Consider the following 22,546-nt stretch of genomic DNA (forward strand, 5'->3'; position numbering starts at 1 on the left):
CTCGAGCATGTGCGCGGAGTTTCCAGCCGCTAAAGTGTCGATGCGATGCTCAAGCAGACAACCACCACACTCGACTTCGACACCGATGGCCGGGGCCTTCTGGAAATCACCCGCGCCGTGGCGCAATGGGTCGAGCGCACCGGCTATCGAACCGGGCTGCTGACGCTCTTCATCCGCCATACCTCGGCCAGCCTGCTGGTGCAGGAGAACGCGGATCCGGAGGTGCAGGCAGACCTCGACCGCTTTCTTGCGCGCCTGGTGCCCGATGGCGACCCGCTGTTCCGGCATCTCGACGAAGGGCCGGACGACATGCCGGCCCATGTCCGTTCGGCACTGACCGCGGTCCAGCTGTCGATTCCTGTGACGAACGGGCGCATGGCGCTGGGCACCTGGCAGGGCATCTACCTGTGGGAGCACCGGTCGAGGCCGCATCGAAGGCAGGTGGCCCTGCACTTGATCGGCTCCTAGACAGCGCGGCACCCTGCCCTGCGCCCCGTCGCGCGGTCACTCGAGCGTGAAGCCCATCTTCACCGTCACCTGCCAGTGCGCGATCTTGCCGTCCACCACATGGCCGCGCGTCTCGGTGACGGTGAACCACTGGATGTTGCGAACCGTCTCGTGCGCCTTGGCAATGGCGGTCTGCACGGCGTCCTCGATGCTGATGGGCGAAGAGCCGGTCAGCTCGAGCGACTTGTAAACGTGATTCGACATGGCGTTTGCTCCTTGAATTGGTGCGTCACAGTTGCTGAGCGTGCAGATCGACCGCACACACACATGTTGACCTGTCGACTGGCTTGTTGGAAGGGCCGCAGCGATGGTTTTGCAAGCCGCGATGCGTAGCGCGCAAGCAGGCACGTTCTTTGCGTAACTGCTAACTCACGGTGTAACGAAGCACCGTTTTGGTGAGGTTTCCGCGGTCTTGCGGATTCCAGGAGCGCGAGGAGCGCCCGGCACCTTCCGCCCGCATCTCGCGGGCGCCCTACCCCCCAACCCCCGTCCGAAATGAAGCCCCGCAAGGGCCGCGTTTCGGCGTTTGCATTTGTTGTTTCGAATCGCCTGATTCCCCGAAAGGCCCCACCCATGATGAAGAAACTCAACCTCGTGATGGTCGGCAACGGCATGGCCGGCGTGCGCACGCTCGAAGAGCTCCTGAAGCTCGCGCCGGAGCTGTACGACATCACCGTCTTCGGTGCCGAGCCGCATCCCAACTACAACCGCATCCTCTTGTCGCCCGTGCTCGCGGGCGAGCAGACCGTGGAGGAGATCGTGCTCAACAGCTGGGAGTGGTACACCGACAACCACATCACCCTGCACGCCGGCAAGAAGGTGGTCGAGGTCGACCGCGTGAAACGCATCGTGCGCGCCGTGGATGCGCAAGGTGGCGTCACCGAAGCCCCTTACGACCGCCTGCTCATGTGCACCGGCTCCAACCCCTTCATGCTCCCGGTGCCCGGCAAGGACCTCAAGGGCGTCATCGCCTACCGCGACATCGCCGACACCGACTACATGATCGAGGCCGCGCGCACCCACAAGAGCGCGGTCGTCATCGGCGGCGGCCTGCTGGGCCTGGAAGCGGCCAACGGCCTGATGCTGCGCGGCATGGACGTCACCGTGGTGCACGTCATGCCCTGGCTGATGGAGCGCCAGCTCGACGACGTCGCGGGCAAGCTGCTGCAGAAGTCGCTGGAAGACCGCGGCCTGAAGTTCCTGATCGGTGCCCAGACCCAGGAGCTCGTCGGTGACAGCAATGAGGGAAAGGATGGCCGGGTCAAGGCCATCCGCTTCAAGGACGGCACCGAAGTGGCCGCCGACCTGGTCGTCATGGCCGTGGGCATCCGCCCCAACACCGAGCTGGCCGAGCGGATGCGCCTGCACTGCCAGCGCGGCATCGTCGTCACCGACACCATGCAGACCGTGACCGACGCGCGCATCTACTCGGTCGGCGAATGCGCGGCCCACCGCGGCATCGCCTACGGCCTGGTCGCCCCCCTCTTCGAGCAGGCCAAGGTCGCGGCCAACCACCTGGCCCAGTTCGGCATCGGGCGCTACCTGGGCTCGCTGACCTCCACCAAGCTCAAGGTCACCGGCATCGACCTCTTCTCCGCCGGCGAGTTCATGGGCGGCGAGGGCACCGAGGAGATCGTCATGAGCGACCCCTTCGGCGGGGTCTACAAGAAGCTGGTGATCAAGGACGACAAGCTGGTGGGCGCCTGCCTGTACGGCGACACGGTGGACGGCAGCTGGTACTTCAAGCTGCTGCGCGACGGGCGCAGCGTGGGCGACATCCGCGACAAGCTGATGTTCGGCGAATCGAACATCGGCGACACCGGCCACGAGGGCCACAGCAAGGCCGCCAGCATGCCCGACGAGGCCGAGGTGTGCGGCTGCAACGGCGTGACCAAGGGCACCATCTGCAAGGCCATCAAGGACAAGGGCCTGTTCACCCTGGACGAGGTCAAGAAGCACACCAAGGCCAGCGCCAGCTGCGGCTCGTGCACCGGGCTGGTCGAGCAGATCCTGATGTTCACCGCCGGCGGCGACTACTCGGCCACGCCCAAGAAGAAGGCGGTGTGCGGCTGCACCGACGCCAACCACCAGGACGTGCGCGACGCGATCAGGAAGGAACACTACCTCACGCACGACGCGGTCTACCGCAACCTGGGCTGGCGCACGCCCAACGGCTGCGCCACCTGCCGCCCGGCCATCAACTACTACCTGATCAGCACCTGGCCCAAGGAGGCCAAGGACGATCCGCAGAGCCGCTTCATCAACGAGCGCAGCCACGCCAACATCCAGAAGGACGGCACCTACTCGGTCATTCCCCGGATGTGGGGCGGCCACACCACGCCCGACGAGCTGCGGCGCATCGCGGATGCGGCCGACAAGTACAAGATCCCGACGGTGAAGGTCACGGGCGGCCAGCGCATCGACCTGCTGGGGGTGAAGAAGGAGGACCTGGAAGGCGTGTGGAAGGACATCGGCATGCCCTCGGGCTTTGCCTATGCCAAGAGCCTGCGCACGGTGAAGACCTGCGTGGGCAGCGAGTGGTGCCGCTTCGGCACGCAGGACTCCACCCAGATGGGCAAGGACCTGGAGCGCGCGCTGTGGGCGATGTACTCGCCGCACAAGGTCAAGCTGGCGGTCTCGGGCTGCCCGCGCAACTGCGCCGAGGCGGGGATCAAGGACGTGGGGGTGATCGGGGTGGATTCGGGCTGGGAGCTGTATGTGGGCGGCAACGGCGGCATCAAGACCGAGGTGGCGCAGTTCCTGGTGAAGGTGAAGACGGCCGCCGAGGTGATGGAGTATTCGGGCGCCTTCCTGCAGCTGTACCGCGAGGAAGGCTGGTACCTGGAGCGCACGGTGCACTACATCGGGCGGGTGGGGCTGGACTACGTGAAGAAGAAGATCCTCGAAGACGAAGCCGGCCGCAAGGCGCTGTGGGAGCGGCTGCAGTTCGCGCTCGATGGCGAGCCCGATCCGTGGTTCGAGTCGAGCCAGGCGTCCGTCGATGTGCGGCAGTTCACGCCGGTAGCGATGGTGGATGACAACGCAACGCAGGCCGCCTGAAAGGAGCAACAGCCATGAACAGCAACAGCAACACCAACAACAGCAACAACAACAGCAACAGCAACAGCAACGACTGGCAGGTGATCTGCCGCGTCGAGGACATCCCGGTGCTGGGGGCACGCCGCGTGGCGCGGCCGGTGGGCGTGGACGTCGCCGTGTTCCGCAACGCCGAGGACCAGGTCTTCGCGCTGCTGGACCGCTGTCCGCACAAGGGCGGCCCCTTGAGCCAGGGCATCGTGTTCGGCACCAGCGTGGCCTGCCCGCTGCACAACTGGGCCATCGGGCTGGACGACGGCTGCGCCAAGTCGCCCGATGAGGGGTGCACGCCCAAGTTTGCGGTGAAGGTGGCCGAAGGCGTGGTGCATCTGGATCCGAAAGAGCTCGCGACGCATGCGCTCGATCTGGAGCGCCCCGTTGCAGGGCCCGCGAACCGGGCCTGCCTGTCCGAAGACACCGCCGCCTGAACAGCGGAACACCCCATGAGCCTCACCTTGACTTCCTCGACCCCTGCGATGCGTGCCGGAACGGCCGCCGATCGTGAACCCGGCGCGCAGTCCGTGCCGCAGGGCCGCTGCACGCTCGTCGGCGCCGGCCCTGGCGATCCCGAACTGCTCACGCTGAAGGCGCTCAGGGCCATCCAGTCGGCCACCGTGCTGCTCGTCGACGACCTGGTCAGCGACGACATCGTCGCCATGGCGGCGCCCGGCGCGCGCGTGATCCACGTCGGCAAGCGCGGCGGCTGCAAGAGCACGCCGCAAAGCTTCATCGAGCGGCTGATGATCATGGCGGTTCGCGAAGGCGAGCACGTGGTCCGGCTCAAGGGCGGCGACCCCTTCATCTTCGGCCGCGGCGGCGAAGAGGTCGAGCACCTCGCGCAGGCCGGCATCCATGTGGAGGTGGTGAACGGCATCACCGCAGGCCTGGCCGGGCTGACTTCGCTCGGCGTGCCGCTGACGCATCGAGCGCATGCGCAGGGCGTGGTGTTCATCACCGGCCATGCCAAGCCCGGATCGCCGGGGCCCGACTGGCGCACGCTGGCCGCCACGGCCCATTCGGCACGCCTGACGCTGGTCATCTACATGGGCGTGTCGAGCGCGGGCTCGATCCAGGACGAACTGCTGAGCGGACTGCCGCCGGCGACACCCGTCGTGGTGGTCCAGAACGCCAGCCTGCCGCTGCAACGGCACGCCGTCGGCACGCTGGCGACGCTGCAGCGCACGATTGCCGACAACGGCCTCGGCAGCCCTTCGATCATCGTGGTCGGCGACGTCCTGCAAGGACTCGCGGCTGCAGCTTCCTCCGCGCAGCCCGCGCTGGAGAAGGCCGCCTGAGGCGCCGGCCCCTCCCCTTTTCCGTTCAGCTTCTCACTCTTCAATCCAAAGAAAACCGCCATGGCCTACCTGCAGCCTTCCGAATTCGTCACCAAGATGGTGGACGCCGGTGAATCCAAGATCTTCATGTCCACCCGCGACACGCTCATCCGCGCCTTCATGGCGGGGGCGATCCTCGCGCTGGCGGCCGTGTTCGCCGTCACGATCAACGTGCAGACCGGCTACTCGATCATCGGGGCGATCCTGTTCCCCGTCGGCTTCTGCATGCTCTACCTGCTCGGCTTCGACCTGCTGACCGGCGTGTTCGTGCTGACGCCGCTCGCGCTGATCGACAAGCGCCCCGGCGTGACCATCGGCGGCGTGCTGCGCAACTGGGGCCTGGTCTTCGTCGGCAATTTCCTCGGCGCCTTTCTCGTGGCCGTGCTGATGGCCATCGTCTTCACCTTCGGCTTCACGAGCCCGCCCGACAAGGTCGGTCAGGTGATCGCCACGATCGGCGAGGCGCGCACGGTGGGCTACTCCGCCCACGGCGCCGCGGGCATGCTGACGCTGTTCGTGCGCGGCATGCTGTGCAACTGGATGGTGTCCACCGGCGTGGTCGGTGCGATGATCTCGACCTCGGTGACCGGCGAAGGTGCTTGCCATGTGGATGCCGATCATGGTGTTCTTCTTCATGGTGTTCGAACACTCGGTGGTCAACATGTTCCTGTTTCCGTCGGCGCTGCTCATGGGCGGCAACTTTTCGATCATGGACTACATCATCTGGAACGAGATCCCGACCGTGCTGGGCAACCTCATCGGCGGCCTGTCGTTCACCGGCTTGACGCTGTACGCCACGCATGTGCGCACGGCGCCCAAGCGCGTCGCCCGCTGAACCTGCGCGCCATCGCAAGACGATGCGTTCCGGACTCGCGGTCTCCATCGGCCAGTACTCCGACAAGGGACGCAAGGACTCCAACCAGGACTTCCACGGCGCCGCCCTGCCGCAGGCGCCGGGCCGCAGCGCGAAGGGCGTGGCGGTTGCGATTGCGGACGGCATCAGCAGCAGCGACGTGAGCCACGTGGCCAGCGAGTCGGCCGTCCGCAGCTTCCTGACCGACTACTACTGCACGTCCGACGCATGGAGCGTGAGCCGTTCGGCGCAACGCGTGCTCACGGCCACCAACGCCTGGCTGCACGCACAGACACAGAACAGCGGCGGCCGTTTCGACAAGGACCGCGGCTACGTCTGCACCTTCAGCGCCCTGGTCATCAAGTCGACCACGGCGCACGTCTTTCACGTGGGCGACACGCGCGTCTACCGCTGGCATGCGGAGGCGCTCGAGCAGCTGACCGAAGACCACCGCGTCTCGGTGGCGGACGGGCACAGCTACCTGAGCCGGGCGCTGGGCGTGGGCCCGCATGTGGAGATCGACTACCAGGCCCTCGCCATCGAGAAAGGCGACGTCTTCCTGCTGACCTCCGACGGCGTCCATGAACATGTGGACGCGGCCGTCATCAGGACCGCGCTGGATGCCCACGCCGGCGACCTGGACGCCGCGGCAAGAAGCATCGCCGGGGAAGCGTACCAACGCGGCAGCCCCGACAACCTGACGGTCCAGATCGTGCGAGTCGACGATCTGCCCGATGGCGACGTCAACGAGCTTCAAGCGCAGCGCGCGGCACTGCGCCTGCCGCCCGTGCTCGAAGCGCGCATGCAGTTCGACGGCTACACCATCGTGCGCGACCTGCACCGCAGCAGCCGCAGCCACATCTACCTGGCGGTCGACGACGACACGGGCCGGCGCGTCGTGCTCAAGACACCGTCCGTCGACCTGCAGAACGACGAGGCCCACCTCGACCGCTTCCTGCTCGAAGAGTGGGTGGCACGGCGCATAGACAGCGCGCACGTGCTCAAGCCGCATGTTCCGGACCGCAAGCGCAACTACCTCTACGTGGCCATGGAGTTCGTCGACGGGCAGACGCTGGCGCAATGGATGGTCGACAACCCGCGGCCGAGCCTGGAGTCGGTGCGCGGCATCGTGGAGCAGCTCGCCAAGGGGCTGCAGGCCTTCCATCGCATGGAGATGCTGCACCAGGACCTGCGGCCCGAGAACATCATGATCGACCGCACGGGCACGGTGCGGATCATCGACTTCGGCTCGGCCTGGGTGGCGGGCCTGGGCGACAGCAAGCTGGCCGACCCGGCGCAGGTGCTGGGTACGGTGCAGTACACCGCGCCCGAATACTTTGTTGGCGACGGCGGCTCGGCGCAGTCCGACCTGTTCTCGCTGGCCGTGATCGTCTACCAGATGCTGACCGGCCGATTGCCCTACGGCGCGCAGGTTGCGCGCATCCGCACGCGCGCGGACCAGCGGAACCTGCAGTACAGGTCCGCGCTGGAGGACGCGCAGCGCGCCATTCCGGCATGGATCGACGAAGTCCTGCGCAAGGCGCTGCACCCCAACCCGCTCAAGCGCCATGAAGCGCTGTCGGAATTCGTCGAGGACCTGCGCCAGCCCCACCCCGATTTCCTGAACCGGCGCGGCACGCCGCTGCTCGACAAGAACCCGGTGGTCTTCTGGAAATGCGCCACCTTGCTGCTGGGCATGGCGGTGGTGCTGCTGCTTGGCGTGATCAGCCTGCGCAGCTGAGGGGGCGAATGCCGCCCCCTCGGGCGCTCACCACTTCACCCGCACGCCGAGCGATGCGTTGACCGAACTCTTTACCTTCGCATCGCCGCCCGAGGACCACAGCTTGCCCACTTCGCCGTACAGGCTGGTGGTGTTGCCCAGCGCCAGGGTGAAGCCGCCAGCCAGCTCGGTGCTGGTACCACCGGTCGGCGCCGCGATGTCGGTGCGCGTTGCGCCGTTCACGAAGCGCGCCACGTCCGCACCGCTCGAGCTCTTGTAGACGTTGAAGCGGCCATACGGCTGCAGTGTGCCCAGGCCGGTGCCGACTTCGCCCTTCACGCGAATGCCCGCGCGTGCGATCCAGCCGCTGTCGGCCTCGGGCTGGACCACCGCGCCGACGATGGCCGAGTTGTTCAGGTCCAGGTGCTGGTGGATCAGTTGCAGCTGCGGCTCCACGCTCCAGCCGCTCGCTCCGAGCGCGAAGGCCTGCCCCACTTCGATGGACCCCAGCAGGCTGTGGCCCTTGCCTTCCACGCCGCCGCCAAGGCTCGGCTGCACCGTGTAGCGGTGGCGGCCCGACTGCACCACGGCATCGGCATACAGGCCGCTGTCGCCGGTATAGGTGCCGTAGATGCCCACGTACTGGCTGCGCAGGTCGTTGCGGCCCACGCGCAGGTTCTGCAGGCCGCTGGCAAAGCCGTTCACCCTGGCGTCGCCGTCGAGCTGGCCCACGTAGAGGCCGGCGCGCCAGTTGGGCGTGGCCAGCAGGTCGGTGCCGGCCTGGACGCCGGTCAGGCGTCCCTTGCTGGTGGGCGAGACGGTGCCGCCCTGCTGGATGTCGATGTCGGTGGAGAGCACGCGGGCCCAGGCGCGGCGGCCGGAGCCCGCGGGCGCTGCGGCCGTGCCCTTCCCGTCGTCGTCGCCCACGCGCTTGCGCAGGTCGCCCAGCATCGCGAGGCTGCCCTGGCGCAACTGGCTCGGCAGCGCCGCATAGAGCGAGGCCTCGGCGCGGTAGGTGGGCACGACGACGGGCGGCGCGGCTGGAACGCCCGGGGGAGACGGCGCAACGGGATCGACCGGCGGGACCACATTCGTGGTGGAGCGCAGGTACCAGTTCTCCCCTGCCCCGCTCGCATCGGCGGCATGCAGGCGGTACTCGTAGGCGCCCGCATCCACATGGGTGCCCGCGAGCGAGAAGGCGCTCTTCGTGGTCTGTGCGGTGGTGGTGGCGCCGTTGCGCGCGCTGATCACCTCGATGCCGTTGCCGCTGGTGAGCGCACCCAATCCGCTGAGGTTGACGATCTGCACCGTGGTGCTGCCGCTGGCGATGGCGGTGGACCCATCGAGTATCAGCCGGTCGCTCGCGCTGCCGTCGGCGCCCAGCGCGGTGCCCAGGCGCAGCACGCCGTTGTTGCCGGTGTAAGGGCCGTTGACGGTCAAGGTGGTGCCCGGCGTGGTGCCGATGAGCGAGACAGTTCCGCTGTTGGCAAGCGAGGCAACGCTCTGGCTGAAGCCCGCGAGGTCCAGCGTGGCGCCCGCCGCCACGCTGTGTGCGGAACTTGCGCTGAAGGTGTTTGCCGCGCCGGCGCGCAAGGTGCCCTGGGCCACGTCGGTGGCGCCGGTGTAGGTGTTGGCGCCGGTCAGCGTGAGCGTGCCGCTGCCCTGCTTGGTGATGAAGCCGCCGCCCGTGATGGCGCCGCTGAGCGTTTCGCTGAACGCACCCGTGTCGATGACGGGGTCGTTGCTCCCGGTCAGCTCGATGGCGTTGGCGATGGTCAGTCCGTCGGCGCTGAAGCCGAGCGTGGTGCCGTCGTCCATCGCCAGCGTGCCGGTGCCCAGCGCCTGGTTGTGGCCGAGGTCGAGCCGCCCCTGCTTCAGCGCCGTACCGCCGGTGTAGGTGTTGGCGCCAGGGAGCGTCAGGGTACCGGTGCCGACCTTCACCAGCGAGCCGCCGGTGCCGCCGCCCTCGCCGCCATCGGCGATCAGGCCGCTGATCGTCGTGTTCGTGCCCAGCGCCCCCACGCTGACGGCCTCGGCGCCCAGAAGCAGGCGCCCGGCGCCCGACAGCGCACCGATCGAGAGCCCGCCGGTGTGGTACGACGCATCGACACTGCCTCCGGCGCGGTTGTCGATGGTGGCGCTTTCTGCACTGCTGGTGTTCACGAAATAGGTGATGCCGCCGCTGCGATTGATGATGTTCGCGGAGCCCGCGCTGCTGCTGTCGTAGAAGCGCGCCTGCCCGCCGCTGTTGTCGATGTTGGCGTTGCCGGCCGTGGCGTTCTGGATGAAGAAGGTCGTGCCCGAGGGGTTCAGGATCGTCGCCTGCTCCGCCGACGCAGTCTCGCGGAAGTACGTGAAAGCGTAGTCATTGTTGGTGATGCTTGCCGCGCCTGCGCGGCTGTCGCCATAGAAGTCGGTGCCGCTGCCGTTGTTGTTGACGATGGTGGCCGCGCCTGCGGTGCTGGTGCCGTTGAATCGGGTGTAGCCGTTCTGGTTGGTAATGAACAGCGATCCCGCATTCACGCCGGTCTCGAACGTGAGCGACGCGTTGACGATGACGGGTCCGCTGCCCAGGGCTCCGCTGGCTGTCGCGATCAACGACCCATCGTTGACAAGGGTGCCGCCGCCGTAGCTGTTGGCCGCGCCGAGCACCAGCGCACCGGCGCCGGTCTTTTGCAGGCTGCCGCCACCGGAAAGCACGCCGTTGAGCGTCAGCGCCTGCGCAGGATCAATCTCGAAAGCCGCACCGCCCGCTCCCAGCGTGACGTTGCGCGTGCCGGCGGTCGTGCCGGTGGCGCGCAAGGTGCCGCCGTCGAGCGTGAGCGCGCCGGCCGAGTTGCCGAGGGCGGCGTCGTCGGCAATGGCGAGCGTGCCGCCGAGCACGGTCCAGGGCGTCAGTTCGGTGGTCGTGCCGGTCAGTGTCCAGGTGCTGGCGCCCGTCTTCTCGTAGCGGTCGAAGCCGCGGTAGGTGGCGGCGCCGAGCGAGGTGGTTCCATCGGTCAGCGCGCCGGCCAGGCGCAGCACATTGCCGATGCCGTTCGCAGTCAGCGTCCCGGTGATCACCGAGCCGCTCTGCAGTTCGAGCGAGTTGTCGTTGCCGGTCATGCGCACCGCATCGCCGCGCGTGGCGCCGTCGCCAGCGAGGCCCCCGGTCAAGGTGCCGGTGTTGACGATGGTGTTCGCGTTGCCGCGGACGCGCAGGCCCGCGCCGCCGACACCATTGATGAAAATGCCGCTGCCACCGAGGCCGCCGGCGCCGCCCGCACCTCCCACCAGCGCGCCGGAATTGAGCACCGAGTTGCCGCTGGACTCCAGCGCCAGGCCGGCACCGCCTTCGCCGCCACCGCCCACAAAGTCGGCAAAGGAGGCCCCGCCGTCCCCGCCTCGCCCACCCGTGGCCGTACCGGTATTCGTGACAGTGGCGCCCCCGCCCTGCAACACGATGCCATCGCCGCCACCGCCGCCGCCGCCAGCCCACTGCCCGGCGCTGCCCGCGCCTCCCTGGCCGCCCGTCATCTGCCCCGCATTGCTCACCGTGGCATTGACCGCCACCGACTGCAGGCCCGCGCCGCCGCCGCCACCGCCGCCAGACAGGCGCCCGGCACCGCCGTTGCCGCCGTTGCCGCCCAGGAGCGTGGTCGCGCCGGTCACCGAAATGACGGCGTCCGTGGTGTAAACGGCGCCGCCGCCACCGCCACCTCCTCCGGCACCGTAGATCGGGTCGGGGTCGGCAACACCGTCGGTTCCCGACGACCCGCTGACGGAGCCGGTGACGCTGGTCGCGCCCACTGCGCCGCCCGTACCGCCAGCCCCGGCCGCGCCGTTGCCGCCGGCACCGCCGGTTCCCGCCGTCGGCGGCTGCCCATTGCTGGTGGGGTACTCGCCGATATTTCCGCCCCCGGCCCCACCGCCATTTCCCGCACCGCCGCGGCCGCCGGTGCCTCCTCCCACCATGGCCGCGTCGCCGCCGGCGGCCTGCGCCCAGGCACCTCCCGGAAGGTTGGCAAGCGCCAGCAGGCACACGGCCGTCGCGACCGACGAAGAAGCGCTTCGCCCGCCCCGGCGGGAGAGCTCCGAAACCGCCACCCACGCGCCCAGCGCAGCGTTCCAGACACTGCGATGAATGTTGTTCATGCCCTCGATCCTCGTATTGATTGGTATTTGTGTGAGGGGGAGTGCCGAGACTATTGAAACAATAGTTAACACATAAGACACTTCTTCACAACTCCTGGCTTTATGCCAGAGCTCGTGTCTTCTTTCAACTGCTTGTGGGAGCGAGAGCCTTGCCCGCGCCGGCCTGCCCGGGGCGGGAGGCCTCTATTCAGGCCGGCTCAGGAATTCGAAGCGCTTGTGCGGCGCCATGGTTTCCGGAAGCACGTACACCACGCCTCGATGCGTGCCGAGGGCGGGCGTGATGTGGGCGGCGGGGGCGCCGCCAAAGGCTATCTCTTGGCGTCCGCGTCGCGGCCCTCCTCCGCCTTGTCCTTGTCTTGCGGCGCCTTGGGCAGCTTGACCTTCGTCACCGTGACGGAGACCGGGTCGCTCGCGGGAAATGATTCCTCGACCCCGCTGTCCAGGGCCTCCTCGCTCGGCGCCTGTTCGGTCGGCTTGGCGGGCTCGGCGGGCGGCTTGCCGTGGTTCTTGGATGTGGGGAAGGGAAAGGCTTTTTCCGAAGTCATCTTGGGCTCCTGGTTGGTTCCGCTGCAGGTTGGAACAAATCGATTCTGGGAGCGGCCCCGGACCCACGCGTAGGACGACGCCAGCATCCGTCAGTCGGAAGCTTCCTCACCTCGGCGCCTCTTTCGCGTTGTTGAATGTTGCCAAAGTCTGTTTCGCTGATGGCGCAACACCTTGCCGGCGGCGCTCGAATAGATCAGCATCGAATGCTCCCTATTCACATTTGTATGTGATAAATTCACATAAATAACATTATGAAACATTGATGGCCTAGCTGAATGACAAAGCACTCGTTCTCACGCAAACGCAATGGCTTCACATTGATCGAATTGATGATCACGGTGGCGATCATCGCCATCCTGGCGTCCATCGCGTATCCCAGCTACCAGCAATACATCATCCGGTCCAAGCGCTCCGCAGCGCAGGCGCAGATGATGGACATCGCCAACCGGCAGCAGCAGTTCCTGCTGGCCAACCGCGGCTATGCCAGCAAGGACGCCCTCACGGCCAGCGGCTACGCGCTGCCCGCGGAGGTTGCGGCCAACTATGGCTACACCATCACGCTGCAGGACGCCAGCACACAGGTGCCCAGTTTTCTCCTGACCTTCAGTCCCACGGGAAGCCAGCAGAGAGATGGCGACCTCACCCTCGACAACCAGGGCGTCAAGACGCCGGCGGGCAAATGGTGAGCCGCCATTTGCCCACCGCACCGAACGGCCGCGACCAGCGCGGTGCCACGCTGCTCGAAGTGCTGGTCACGCTGTTGATCGTCTCGTTCGGGCTATTCGGGCTCGTGGGCCTGCAGGCGCGCCTCCAGTCGTCGGAGATGGAGTCCTACCAGCGCTCGCAGGCGCTGATCCTGCTCAACGACATGGCCAGCCGCATCGCCACCAACCGCCGCGCGGCCTCCAGCTATGTCACGAACACGCCGCTGGGCACCGGCGCCAACTGCCCAACCGCCATCGCCTCGCGCCAGCAGGTGGATGCGAAGGAATGGTGCGACGCCTTGAAGGGGGCGGCCGAAACCTCGGGCGACACCAAGCTCGGCGCGATGATCGGCGGCCGCGGCTGCGTGCAGGACCTGGGCAACAACGAGTACCTGATCACGGTCGCCTGGCAAGGCCTGGTGCCCACCGCCGCGCCGCCGGAAGGCGTGCCCTGCGGCAAGGACATGTACGACGCCGCCGCCTCGGCCTCGGCCAGCGACCCGGCGCCGGCCTGTTCCAGCGACCGGTGCCGCAGGACCGTCACGACGCTGGTGCGCATCGGGAATCTCTCATGAGCCGGGCCCGCTTCGCGACCGCGGTTGGTCGCCCTGCCCGCCTTGCGCGCGCTTCGCTGCACCAGCGCGGCCTCACGTTGATCGAGCTGATGGTGTCGATCACCATCATGCTGATCGTCGTGGCCGCGCTGCTTGCGCTGTTCCTCAACGTGAACAACACCCAGCGCGAGATGGTCAGGGTCAACCGGCAGATCGAGAGCGGCCGGCTCAGCGTCTTCGTGCTGGAGAACGAGGTGTCGCACGCCGGCTTCTGGGAAAACTACATGCCCGAGTTCGACGACCTCACGGTCAGCACGGTGCCCACGAAGGTACCCACGGGCGCGGCGCCCGATCCCTGCCTGGCCTACTCGGCCGCCAACTGGACCGACGACTACAAGCGCAGCCTGCTCGACATGCCCGTGCAGGCCTACGAGGCGGTGCCCGCCAGCTGCACCGACCTGCTGCCGAACCACAAGACCGGCACCGACGTGCTGGTGGTGCGCCATGCCGAAACATGCGTGGCGGGCATGCCCAACTGCGAAGCCGACACGCTGGGCAAGCTCTACTTCCAGTCGTCGTTCTGCGGTACGCAGAAGCCCTCGGAATTCGACCTCAGCACGGCCGGCTTCGCCACCATGCTGGCCAAGAACTGCACCGCGCCGGCGCCCAAGCGCAAGTTCATCTCCGACATCTACTACGTGCGCACCTACGCCGAGGCCGAAGGCGACGGGATCCCGACCCTGGCGCGCTCCCGCTTCGACCTGTCGGCCACCGGCCTGGCGCAGCAGCCGCCGGTTCCGCTCATCGAGGGCATCGAAGGCTTCCACGTCGAACTGGGCCTGGATACGCTCGGCAAGACCGGCGCGCTGGTGAACTACGCAGAGGCCATCAACTGGGCCGACACGGCCAACAGATCCACGCCCACCAACCGCGGCGACGGAAGCCCCGACGGCAACTTCGTCCACTGCAGCACGGCCGCGCCCTGCACCGCCGACCAGCTCATGAACGTGGCGGCGGTCAAGCTCTATGTGGTCGCCCGCAGCATCGAGGTTTCGCCGGGCCACACGGACACGCGCACCTACAACCTGGGAAGCGGATCGCTCGGCCCCTTCAACGACCACTACAAGCGGCATGCGTTCACCACCGCGATCCGCATGACCAACGTGACCGGACGCAGGGAAACGCCGTGAAGCCATCGACAACGCACCCCACCATGCACGGGCAAGGCGGCGCGGCGCTGATCGTCGGGCTGATCATGCTGCTCCTGATCACGCTGGCCGTGACGGCGGGCTTCACGCTCAGCAACACCAACCTCAAGTCGGTGGGCAACATGCAGAACCGCAACGAAGCCGTGGCCGCTTCGAACCGGGCAATCGAGGAAGTGGCGGCCTCGCTGCTGCTGCCGGGCGTCGATGGCTCGCCTTCGCTGGCGGCGCCCCAGGGCACCGTGAGCCGGGTGGACATCAACAACGACGGCACGATCGACTACGAGGTGCAGATTGCGGCGCCGACCTGTGTGCGTGCGACCAAGTCGACAGACACCGGCGGCGGCGGCGCGGTCGGGCCGGGCGGTGTCGGCGGCGGGGCATCCACCGCCGGCTCGGGCCTCAATGCCCTGCCCGACCAATACAACTCCGTGTGGGACATCAGCACCACCGTGACAGATGCCGCCAGCGGCACGGTCACCTCGGTTCGCCAGGGCGTGCGCGCGCTCCTGAGCAAAGAGCAGTTCCTGGCGCTGTGCTCCTAGCCATGCCCTCCTCCGAATGATCACGACGATGAACGGATCGCCATCATGAAAAAGAACCTCTTCCGGTCGCTTTGCGCCGCCGCGATGCTGATGCTTGGCCTGTGCTCGGCACAGGCGGAAGACATCGATCTCTTCGTCGGCTACAACCAGACCGTGACGGAGGCGCCGAACGTATTGTTCGTGGTGGACAACACCGCCAACTGGACCCCGCTCTTCACCGCCGAGATGAATGCGCTGGCGAGCGCCTTCGAAAGCCTGCCCACGGGCAAGTTCAAGGTCGGCGTGATGATGTTCACCGAAACGGGCGGAGGCAACTCGAACGTCGATGGTGCCTACCTGCGCGCAGGCGTGCGCTTGCTCGACGATGCCAACAAGCTCAACTACGGCACGCTGATCCGCAGCCTCGATGTGCGTGACGACAAATCCAACGGCGGCAAGGCCGGCAAGATGATGGCGGAGGTGTACCGCTATCTGGCGAGCGGCGCACCCATGGCCGGCAACAACAAGGCCAAGGCGGACTACGCGGGCAATGTCTTTGGAACCGCCGCATCCAAGGCGATCTATGCGCTGCCGGGCAACCCCCTGGCGGCCGTCAACAGCAACACGTATATCGGTCCGAACACGACCAACTGCATCGGCACCTACGTCATCTACATCAGCAATGGCGCCGCGCAGGACAACAACAGCGACACCACAATATCCGCCAATGCACTGCGCGCGGCCGGCGGCGATGCAACCACCATTCCCTTGGGCGTGAGCGGCTCCCAGGACAACGTGGCCGACGAATGGGCCAGGTTCCTGCAAAGCAGCATGGGCGTGAAGGTCTACACCGTCGAAGCAGCGACGGCTGACGGCGGCCAGGGACCGGGTTGGACCGCACTGCTCAACAGCATGTCCACTCAGAGCAAGGGCGGGTACTACGACATCTCCACCGAGCCGGATCTCGGCGCGGCGCTGAGCGGCGCGCTCGACGACATCTTCAGCAAGATCCAGTCGGTCAACAGCGTGTTCTCCTCGGTGAGCCTGCCCGTGAGCGTGAACACGCAGGGCACCTACCTGAACCAGGTGTTCGTGGGGATGTTCAGGCCCGACGATTCCGCCTATCCGCGCTGGAATGGCAACCTCAAGCAATACAAACTGGGCGTGGATGGCAGCAACCAGCTGATCCTGCAGGACGCGGCGGGCGCCAACGCAATCAACAACCAGACCGGCTTCATCGCGCCCTGCGCGCGAAGTTTCTGGACGCCAGCCAATCGCAATACCTACTGGAGCTTCAATCCCTCGGGCGACTGCATCAGCAGCGACACGACAATCGATCTTCGCGCTTCGGACAGCCCCGATGGCAACGTGGTCGAAAAAGGTGCGCAGGCCTACATGCTGCGGCAAATGGCCACGGCCGACCGCAACGTCATGACCTGCGCGCCGGGCACCTGCTCGGCCCTGACGAGCTTCGCCGATGGCAACGCGAGCATCACGTCGACAGACCTGGGCGCGCAGACCACCACCGAACGAACCGCTCTGATCAACTGGCTCCGAGGCCTGGACAACAAGGGCGACGAGCGGAGAGACACTACCGGAAATCCCTTGACCTCCACCACCGCGATGCGCCCCTCGGTGCACGGCGACGTGGTGCATTCGCGGCCGGTGGCCATCAACTACGGCAGCGACGACCTGGCAAATGCACAGGTGGTGGTTTTCTACGGCGCCAACGACGGCGTGCTGCGCGCCGTCAACGGCAACCAGGCCACGGCCATCGGTTCGGCAGCGCCCGGCAGCGAGCTGTGGTCCTTCGTGCCGCCCGAGTTCTACGGCAGCATCAAGCGGCTGTACGACAACACCACGCGCATCAACTTTCCCGGCATTCCGGTCAGCGTGGGCGCCACCGCACCCAAGCCCTATGGCATGGACGGCCCGATGGCAGCCTACCGCCAGGGCACTTCGGCCTGGCTCTACGCGAGCATGCGCCGTGGCGGCCGCCTGATCTATGCATTCGACGTGTCCAACGCCGCGGCCCCCATTCTCAAATGGCGCCGCGGCTGCCCGAACCAGGACAACGATGTGGGCTGCGGCACCGGCGCCAACGACATGAGCGGCATCGGCCAGACCTGGTCGGCCCCCAAGATCGTGAAGGCCAGCGGCTATGGCGCCGGCACCACGCCCATGGTGATGTTCGGCGGCGGCTACGACAGGTGCGAGGACGTCGATACGACCGAGGGAGCCAGCGCCTGCGGCGCTGCCACCAAGGGCAACAAGATCTACGTGCTCGACGCCAGCACGGGCGACGTCCTGACGAAATTCGACACCGTCCGCGCGGTCAGTGGCGAAGTCACCATCGTGAACGACAGCACGGGCCTCGCCAAGTTCGCCTACGCGGCCGACCTGGGCGGCAACGTCTACCGCATCACCATGGGAACCGGCGCGCCCGCCAGCTGGGAGATGGCCAAGATCGCCTCGCTCGGCTGCGACGACGCCGCGGCCACTTGCACGCCCAACCGCAAATTCATGTTCGGTCCCGATGTGGTCGAGGACAACGGCATGTATGTGCTGCTGCTGGGCTCGGGCGACCGCGAGAAGCCGCTGCGCTCCTACACCGCCGCGCTCAGCGTCTCGAACCGCTTCTACATGCTGGTGGACAAGCCCTCGGACACCACCTGGCTCAGCGCCGAAGCCAGCCGTTGCAACGGCAGCTCGCTGCTGTGCCATGGCTCCCTGTTCGCCATCACGGGCACCACGGCGCCTTCGGCGACCGAACTCTCAGCCAAGAAGGGCTGGTACCTCGCGCTTGCGGCCGGCGAGCAGGTGGTGACCTCGTCGGTCACGGCCTATGGCAACACGACCTTCAACACCCACACGCCGACCGACCCGACCGTAAGCCAGTCGTGCCGCTCCAACCTGGGCACCGCCAACGTGTACAACCTGTCGTACCTCGACGCGGCGGGGCAGAACGGCGCGCGCTTCCAGAACGTGGTGGGCGGCGGCCTCGCACCCTCGCCCGTGGTCGGCCGGGTCATGGTGGACGGCACCTTGCGCGACGTGGTGATCGGCGCCAACCCCGATTCGTTCCTGAGCCCGAAGGGCGCCACGGTCAAGGCCGCCTTCAAGCAGCCCAAGGGCCGCGTCTACTGGTTCATCCAGAAGTAAAAAGGGAAAAAGGGATGGCCATGGCCGGCACGCGCGCCCGCGGTTTCACGCTCATCGAGCTGATGGTCACCCTCGTGGTGCTGATCGTGCTGGTGTCGGTGGCCGTTCCCTCCTTCGACTACATACGGCTTTCGACCCGGCTGAATTCCTACGCGACCGACCTCGTCGCCGGCAGCCAGCTCGCCCGCAGCGAGGCCATCAAGCGCAACGCGCCCGTGACGCTGTGCGCCTCGTCCAACGGCACCAGCTGTGCCACCGACGGTCAATGGGAAGCCGGCTGGATCGTCATCAGCGGCGGCGCGTCACCCACGGTGATTCAGAAGCAGCCCGCCGCCGCCGGCGGCTACCGCATCCGCGACAGCGGCGGCCTCAGCGCGCTCGCCTTCGAGGCCACCGGCGTCGGCGCCACTGCGGCCAATTTCACGATCTGCCGGGCTACCCCCCTGGGTACCCCGAAACGGGTAGTCAAGATCAGCGCCACCGGCCGTTCCTCGGTCACGCGGACCGATGCAGGAAGCTGCGCCGCATGAATGAGGTCTTTTTTGTGCGATCCTCGGCGACGCGGACAATAGTGCACTGATTGGCGGCCCTGGGCCCCTTCAGTCCCGGCCGCCGCACCGCAATCGCATCAGAAGAAACGCTTCATTTTCATGGAACACCAGCTCGACTGGGCACTGGCCGCCTGCGCCCGCATCCTGCGGCCGGTGGTCAGGCTCGCCCTGGCGATGGGGGTCAAGCACCCGCACCTGGAAGTCCTGCTGCGCGACCTGCTGCTGGAGGAGGCCAAGCGTTCCTGGCGCCAGCAAGGGGTGGCAAAACCCAACATCAGCCAGCTGTCCGTCACCACCGGGCTGAACCGCAAGGCCGTGACGGCCAAGGTCCGCGACACCGTGGACGTCCTGCCCCACACCGAAATTTCGGCTGCCGCCAAGACTTTCACGCTGTGGCTGCAAATGGTGTCGGAAAACCAGACCTTCCAGCGCTTGCCGATCACCTCCGACGGCGACGATGCGCCCTCCTTCGAAACCGTGGCCAGGCTCGGCAGCCGCGGCAACGTGCACCATCGAACCATCCTCGACGAACTGGTGCGCCTGAACATGGTGGCCGAGCAGGACGGCTGCGCCGAACTCAAGGCCAGCGGCTTTGTGCCCGTGGACGACTTGCAGTCGATGCTGGCATTCCTTGGGGACAACGGCCGCGACCACCTGCTGGCGGCGGTGTCCAACACGCTCGGCGAAGAGCCCCGCATGCTCGAGCGCTCCGTGTATGCGCGCGGCTTGGGCCTGCAGGACTGCGAAGACATCCACCAACTGGTGCGCGAACGCTGGACGGCCCTGCACCTGGAGCTGGCGGGCGAAATGAACCGCGCGGTCGACCGGGCGCCCGACGGCGCCAAGGGGCGCATCCGCGTCGGGATCTACACCTACTATGAAGACGAGGCGGCGCCGGGCGCGTCTCCCGTCCCCGCGAAGCGGGAACAAGGAACACGATGAAGAACCACTACCGATGGATGCGCGGCATCCTCTTTGCCGGGGCGATGGCCTTGCTGCTCTCGTGCGGGGGCGGCGGTAGCGGCGGAGGCTCGGCAGGCAGCCTGGGCGGCATTGCCGGGAGCGGCGTGACAGGCTCGGGAAGCGACAGCCCTGCCGGAACGGGCACGGGAACCGACGGCACGGGCGGCACAAGTGGTACGGGTACCGCAGGCGGCAGCACCGACGGTACGAGCACCGCCGGCAACGGCAGCGACGACGGCTCGGGCGTAGGCTCGGGCGGCACCGGCGTGAGCACCGCCGACGCGACCGGCATCGGCTCCGTGGGCGGGCTGGGCAGCATCATCCTGAACGGCGTACGCTACAACACCGACGCCGCCATCATCAGCCTCGAGGACACCACCGAGCTGCAGATCGGCATGAGCGTGCGCATTGCCGGCAAGATCGACAGCGAGTTCACCGCGGCCACGGCGCAGCAGGTCGATTCGGCCGCCGAACTGCGCGGTGCCGTGTCGGCCATCGATCTTTCGAAGGGCAGCTTCGTCGTGATGGGCACCACGGTCACCGTCGACAACGCCACGGTCTGGAGCGGCGCGAACAGCCTGGATCCGGCCATGGCCGGCAGCGTGGTGCAGGTCTGGGGGCTGCCTTCCGCACCGGGCACCTTGCGCGCCACGCGCGTCGAACTGAAGCCGGTGTCGGCCGAGCCGCTGGTGACTGGTTACGTGCAGAACCTGGACCTGTCGAGAAAGAGCTTCACGCTTGGCCAACTCATCGTTCAGTACGACGGCGCAGCGTTCTCGGGCGGCATCGACACATCCACTCTGGCCAACGATGCCATCGTGCGTGTGCGCGGCAGCGTTGCGCCAGATATGGCGGGCGTCTTCAATGCAACCAAGGTACAGGGCTGGTATGCGATGCCAACGCAGAACGCCACAGCGGTGCAGCTTGCGGGTGTCATCACCAACTACAACGGGATCGGCGACTTCAAAGTGCTCGGGACAAAAATCGATGCTTCCGGCGCCCAGATTCCGGGCGGCCAGACAAATTCGATCGGCAACGGCGTCAAGGTGGAGCTTGATGGGTTCATGACGGATGGCGTGTTGGTGGTGAAGAAGCTGCGCATCAAAGGCGGACCGGTCGATTTCACTCTTATTGGGGCGGTCAGCGCCTACCAGTCGCCTTCGGACTTCAGGGTACAGGGCCGGCCAGTGAATGCCGGCAGCCCCATGACGGTCTTCGAGAACGGGACTATCGCCGACCTCGCCAATCTGCCCCCCAACCGCCGTGTCAGCGTCGTCGGCGACACGGTGGTCGACGGCGTGCTCATCGCGAAGCACGTCACCTTCCTTCAGCCCTGACAAGGCGAGCCCGAACGGCCCACCTGATCGCCCCCGCCAGAGTCCACGCCTAGTCAACGGGCCCCAGCCCGATCGGCGCGGGCACGATGTTCACGATGCGGGTGAAGAGCGCCTCATATTCCCGCTCCGGCCGGTAGCCGGTGAGTGGATCCCGGTTGCGGCCGAACGCCTCGTCGAGTTCGCGCCAGTCCTCGGGGGTCAGCACCTTCTCGGCGAGCGGAAGGATTTCGCGCTCTTCCATCGCCATGTGGTTCAGGTAGAAATCGACGTACTGCTCCATGGCGTTCTCGAAGGCCGCCCGCCGCGAGTCGCCCAGCATCTCGAAGGCTAGCAACGCGTGCTCCACGTTGCGGATCTTTCGCTCGCCCCAGGCATGGTCGTTGTCGAGCCGGTCCATCAGCTCGCGCGAGATCGGCGTCCTGGCGCGCATCTTGGGAAACAGCAGCTCGCTCTCCTTGCGGTGATGCCGCTTTTCAGGAAATTCGTCCACGTAGAACAGCATGGCCCGCAAGGCCGCGAAGTCGGGCGGGGTTCCCTTGCGGCGGTGCTGTTCGAGCAGCATGATGATGGAGCGCAGCATGGCGGCGAGCGCCGCATGCTCCTGGCGAATGATGCGAATGGTGGCGTTGGTCATGAATGGCTCCTGTGCATACCCCAAGGGTCCGGGTTCCGGTCTCGCGCAGGGTTGCTGCAGATCAAACGCCGCGCATGCCGTCCGGTCCTTTCGCCTGGCGACGGCGCTTTCGCTTGATCCGCATCAAGCCGCGCCTCGCACCGGTCCGGACACTGGCCGCATATCCACCTCAAAACCAAAGCGAGGACACCATGTACCAGCGAATTCTTGTTCCTGTCGACGGAAGTTCGACATCCAGCCATGGCCTGGGCGAAGCCATTCGCCTTGCCAAGGTCACCGCAGGGCGCCTGCGCCTGATCCACGTCATCGACGAGCTCTCCTTCGCCCTGGCAATGGATGCCTATTCGGGCCATGTGGGCGACTGGCTCAAGGAGCTGCGTGCCGCTGCCACCAAGCTGCTCGATGAAGGCAAGGCAAGGGCGGCCGCCGAAGGCGTCGAGGCCGATTCGGTGCTGTGCGACAGCTTCAGGGGAGCCGTCCCCGATCGGGTCACGGCCGAAGCGGCTTCCTGGCCCGCGGACCTGATCGTGCTGGGAACGCACGGCCGGCGCGGCCTCGGCCGAATGGTGATGGGCAGCAGCGCGGAGCAGATCCTGCGGACTGCGACCGTTCCGGTGCTGCTGGTGCGCGCGCCTGAATCGCACGCCAAGGCGGAAGCGGCGCGCTTCACGCTACCGAGCGGCGTTCTGGCGAGCCAGTAGACTGGCCGGCCGCGCTGCGCG

At 66.9% G+C, this 22,546-nt stretch carries 18 protein-coding genes and 1 pseudogene; 15 read left to right on the forward strand and 4 right to left on the reverse strand.

Annotation, left to right across the window (positions count from 1 at the left end):
- Positions 1–45: 45 nt before the first annotated feature.
- The gene (locus tag VAPA_RS13305; RefSeq protein WP_021007295.1) at positions 46–468 is read left to right on the forward strand and encodes a secondary thiamine-phosphate synthase enzyme YjbQ; all 423 of its coding nucleotides are present in this window, start codon (positions 46–48) and stop codon (positions 466–468) included.
- Between the two features lie 36 nt (positions 469–504).
- Here the strand turns inward: VAPA_RS13305 and VAPA_RS13310 are convergent, their stop codons facing one another.
- Positions 505–711 carry a dodecin gene (locus VAPA_RS13310; RefSeq protein WP_021007296.1) on the reverse strand — a complete coding sequence of 69 codons (207 nt, stop codon included), beginning with the start codon at positions 709–711 and terminating at the stop codon, positions 505–507.
- Between the two features lie 372 nt (positions 712–1,083).
- On the opposite strand from VAPA_RS13310, the gene nirB reads away from it, so the two are divergent.
- The 5 genes and pseudogenes from nirB (at position 1,084) to VAPA_RS13335 (ending at position 7,531) form a co-directional block, all read left to right on the forward strand.
- Positions 1,084–3,567, forward strand: coding sequence for a nitrite reductase large subunit NirB (gene nirB, locus VAPA_RS13315; protein ID WP_041946444.1), 2,484 nt, complete (start codon positions 1,084–1,086; stop codon positions 3,565–3,567).
- 14 nt (positions 3,568–3,581) lie between these two features.
- Complete coding sequence (gene nirD / locus VAPA_RS13320) at positions 3,582–4,031, forward strand: nitrite reductase small subunit NirD (RefSeq protein ID WP_021007298.1); 450 nt, start codon at positions 3,582–3,584, stop codon at positions 4,029–4,031.
- Between the two features lie 48 nt (positions 4,032–4,079).
- Positions 4,080–4,898: a uroporphyrinogen-III C-methyltransferase gene (cobA, locus tag VAPA_RS13325; protein ID WP_196232570.1), complete on the forward strand. Its 819-nt coding sequence runs from the start codon at positions 4,080–4,082 to the stop codon at positions 4,896–4,898.
- A gap of 60 nt (positions 4,899–4,958) precedes the next feature.
- A pseudogene (locus tag VAPA_RS13330) lies at positions 4,959–5,772 on the forward strand (formate/nitrite transporter family protein).
- A 22-nt stretch (positions 5,773–5,794) separates the two neighbouring features.
- The gene (locus VAPA_RS13335; protein WP_021007300.1) at positions 5,795–7,531 is read left to right on the forward strand and encodes a bifunctional protein-serine/threonine kinase/phosphatase; all 1,737 of its coding nucleotides are present in this window, start codon (positions 5,795–5,797) and stop codon (positions 7,529–7,531) included.
- A gap of 27 nt (positions 7,532–7,558) precedes the next feature.
- Here the strand turns inward: VAPA_RS13335 and VAPA_RS13340 are convergent, their stop codons facing one another.
- Positions 7,559–11,644 (reverse strand): autotransporter outer membrane beta-barrel domain-containing protein, encoded by a 4,086-nt coding sequence (locus tag VAPA_RS13340; protein ID WP_021007301.1) that lies wholly within the window; start codon positions 11,642–11,644, stop codon positions 7,559–7,561.
- A gap of 308 nt (positions 11,645–11,952) precedes the next feature.
- Positions 11,953–12,189 carry a hypothetical protein gene (locus VAPA_RS13345; protein WP_021007302.1) on the reverse strand — a complete coding sequence of 79 codons (237 nt, stop codon included), beginning with the start codon at positions 12,187–12,189 and terminating at the stop codon, positions 11,953–11,955.
- Positions 12,190–12,465: 276 nt separating this feature from the next.
- Between VAPA_RS13345 and VAPA_RS13350 the strand changes: the two genes are divergently transcribed.
- The 8 genes from VAPA_RS13350 to VAPA_RS13385 all read left to right on the forward strand — a co-directional run bounded on the left by VAPA_RS13350 (position 12,466) and on the right by VAPA_RS13385 (position 21,190).
- Positions 12,466–12,876 carry a type IV pilin protein gene (locus VAPA_RS13350; RefSeq protein ID WP_021007303.1) on the forward strand — a complete coding sequence of 137 codons (411 nt, stop codon included), beginning with the start codon at positions 12,466–12,468 and terminating at the stop codon, positions 12,874–12,876.
- Entirely contained in the window at positions 12,870–13,469 is a 600-nt protein-coding gene (locus VAPA_RS13355; protein WP_041946105.1) for a prepilin-type N-terminal cleavage/methylation domain-containing protein, read from the forward strand. Before VAPA_RS13350 ends, VAPA_RS13355 begins: the two co-directional genes overlap by 7 nt.
- Positions 13,466–14,638 (forward strand): PilW family protein, encoded by a 1,173-nt coding sequence (locus VAPA_RS13360; protein WP_021007305.1) that lies wholly within the window; start codon positions 13,466–13,468, stop codon positions 14,636–14,638. Before VAPA_RS13355 ends, VAPA_RS13360 begins: the two co-directional genes overlap by 4 nt.
- Positions 14,635–15,198, forward strand: a complete 564-nt coding sequence (locus VAPA_RS13365; protein ID WP_021007306.1) for a pilus assembly PilX family protein — start codon at positions 14,635–14,637, stop codon at positions 15,196–15,198. Before VAPA_RS13360 ends, VAPA_RS13365 begins: the two co-directional genes overlap by 4 nt.
- 45 nt (positions 15,199–15,243) lie before the next feature.
- A complete protein-coding gene (locus tag VAPA_RS13370) occupies positions 15,244–18,339 on the forward strand; it encodes a pilus assembly protein (protein ID WP_021007307.1) in 3,096 nt (1,031 codons plus the stop codon).
- Between the two features lie 20 nt (positions 18,340–18,359).
- Positions 18,360–18,869: a GspH/FimT family pseudopilin gene (locus VAPA_RS13375; RefSeq protein ID WP_230558999.1), complete on the forward strand. Its 510-nt coding sequence runs from the start codon at positions 18,360–18,362 to the stop codon at positions 18,867–18,869.
- Positions 18,870–18,989: 120 nt separating this feature from the next.
- Positions 18,990–19,832: a DUF6502 family protein gene (locus tag VAPA_RS13380; RefSeq protein WP_021007309.1), complete on the forward strand. Its 843-nt coding sequence runs from the start codon at positions 18,990–18,992 to the stop codon at positions 19,830–19,832.
- Positions 19,829–21,190 (forward strand): DUF5666 domain-containing protein, encoded by a 1,362-nt coding sequence (locus VAPA_RS13385; protein ID WP_021007310.1) that lies wholly within the window; start codon positions 19,829–19,831, stop codon positions 21,188–21,190. Before VAPA_RS13380 ends, VAPA_RS13385 begins: the two co-directional genes overlap by 4 nt.
- 49 nt (positions 21,191–21,239) lie before the next feature.
- Here VAPA_RS13385 and VAPA_RS13390 read toward each other — a convergent pair whose 3' ends face one another.
- Complete coding sequence (locus VAPA_RS13390; protein ID WP_021007311.1) at positions 21,240–21,824, reverse strand: hemerythrin domain-containing protein; 585 nt, start codon at positions 21,822–21,824, stop codon at positions 21,240–21,242.
- A 191-nt stretch (positions 21,825–22,015) separates the two neighbouring features.
- Here VAPA_RS13390 and VAPA_RS13395 point away from each other — a divergent pair, with 191 nt between their 5' ends.
- Positions 22,016–22,525 carry a universal stress protein gene (locus tag VAPA_RS13395; protein WP_021007312.1) on the forward strand — a complete coding sequence of 170 codons (510 nt, stop codon included), beginning with the start codon at positions 22,016–22,018 and terminating at the stop codon, positions 22,523–22,525.
- The last annotated feature ends 21 nt before the right edge of the window (positions 22,526–22,546 follow it).

This window comes from Variovorax paradoxus B4 (assembly GCF_000463015.1).
GTDB lineage: Bacteria > Pseudomonadota > Gammaproteobacteria > Burkholderiales > Burkholderiaceae_C > Variovorax > Variovorax paradoxus_E.

Excerpts from the sequence above, each read along its gene's own strand:
- VAPA_RS13385 (WP_021007310.1), top strand. The coding sequence starts at position 19,829 with ATGAAGAACCACTACCGATGGATGCGCGGCATCCTCTTTGCCGGGGCG.
- VAPA_RS13305 (WP_021007295.1), top strand. The coding sequence starts at position 46 with ATGCTCAAGCAGACAACCACCACACTCGACTTCGACACCGATGGCCGG.
- VAPA_RS13360 (WP_021007305.1), top strand. The coding sequence starts at position 13,466 with ATGAGCCGGGCCCGCTTCGCGACCGCGGTTGGTCGCCCTGCCCGCCTT.
- VAPA_RS13380 (WP_021007309.1), top strand. The coding sequence starts at position 18,990 with ATGGAACACCAGCTCGACTGGGCACTGGCCGCCTGCGCCCGCATCCTG.
- VAPA_RS13340 (WP_021007301.1), bottom strand. The coding sequence starts at position 11,644 with ATGAACAACATTCATCGCAGTGTCTGGAACGCTGCGCTGGGCGCGTGG.
- VAPA_RS13370 (WP_021007307.1), top strand. The coding sequence starts at position 15,244 with ATGAAAAAGAACCTCTTCCGGTCGCTTTGCGCCGCCGCGATGCTGATG.
- VAPA_RS13335 (WP_021007300.1), top strand. The coding sequence starts at position 5,795 with ATGCGTTCCGGACTCGCGGTCTCCATCGGCCAGTACTCCGACAAGGGA.
- VAPA_RS13355 (WP_041946105.1), top strand. The coding sequence starts at position 12,870 with ATGGTGAGCCGCCATTTGCCCACCGCACCGAACGGCCGCGACCAGCGC.
- VAPA_RS13390 (WP_021007311.1), bottom strand. The coding sequence starts at position 21,824 with ATGACCAACGCCACCATTCGCATCATTCGCCAGGAGCATGCGGCGCTC.
- nirD (WP_021007298.1), top strand. The coding sequence starts at position 3,582 with ATGAACAGCAACAGCAACACCAACAACAGCAACAACAACAGCAACAGC.
- VAPA_RS13350 (WP_021007303.1), top strand. The coding sequence starts at position 12,466 with ATGACAAAGCACTCGTTCTCACGCAAACGCAATGGCTTCACATTGATC.
- VAPA_RS13395 (WP_021007312.1), top strand. The coding sequence starts at position 22,016 with ATGTACCAGCGAATTCTTGTTCCTGTCGACGGAAGTTCGACATCCAGC.
- VAPA_RS13345 (WP_021007302.1), bottom strand. The coding sequence starts at position 12,189 with ATGACTTCGGAAAAAGCCTTTCCCTTCCCCACATCCAAGAACCACGGC.
- nirB (WP_041946444.1), top strand. The coding sequence starts at position 1,084 with ATGAAGAAACTCAACCTCGTGATGGTCGGCAACGGCATGGCCGGCGTG.
- VAPA_RS13375 (WP_230558999.1), top strand. The coding sequence starts at position 18,360 with ATGGCCGGCACGCGCGCCCGCGGTTTCACGCTCATCGAGCTGATGGTC.
- VAPA_RS13310 (WP_021007296.1), bottom strand. The coding sequence starts at position 711 with ATGTCGAATCACGTTTACAAGTCGCTCGAGCTGACCGGCTCTTCGCCC.
- cobA (WP_196232570.1), top strand. The coding sequence starts at position 4,080 with ATGCGTGCCGGAACGGCCGCCGATCGTGAACCCGGCGCGCAGTCCGTG.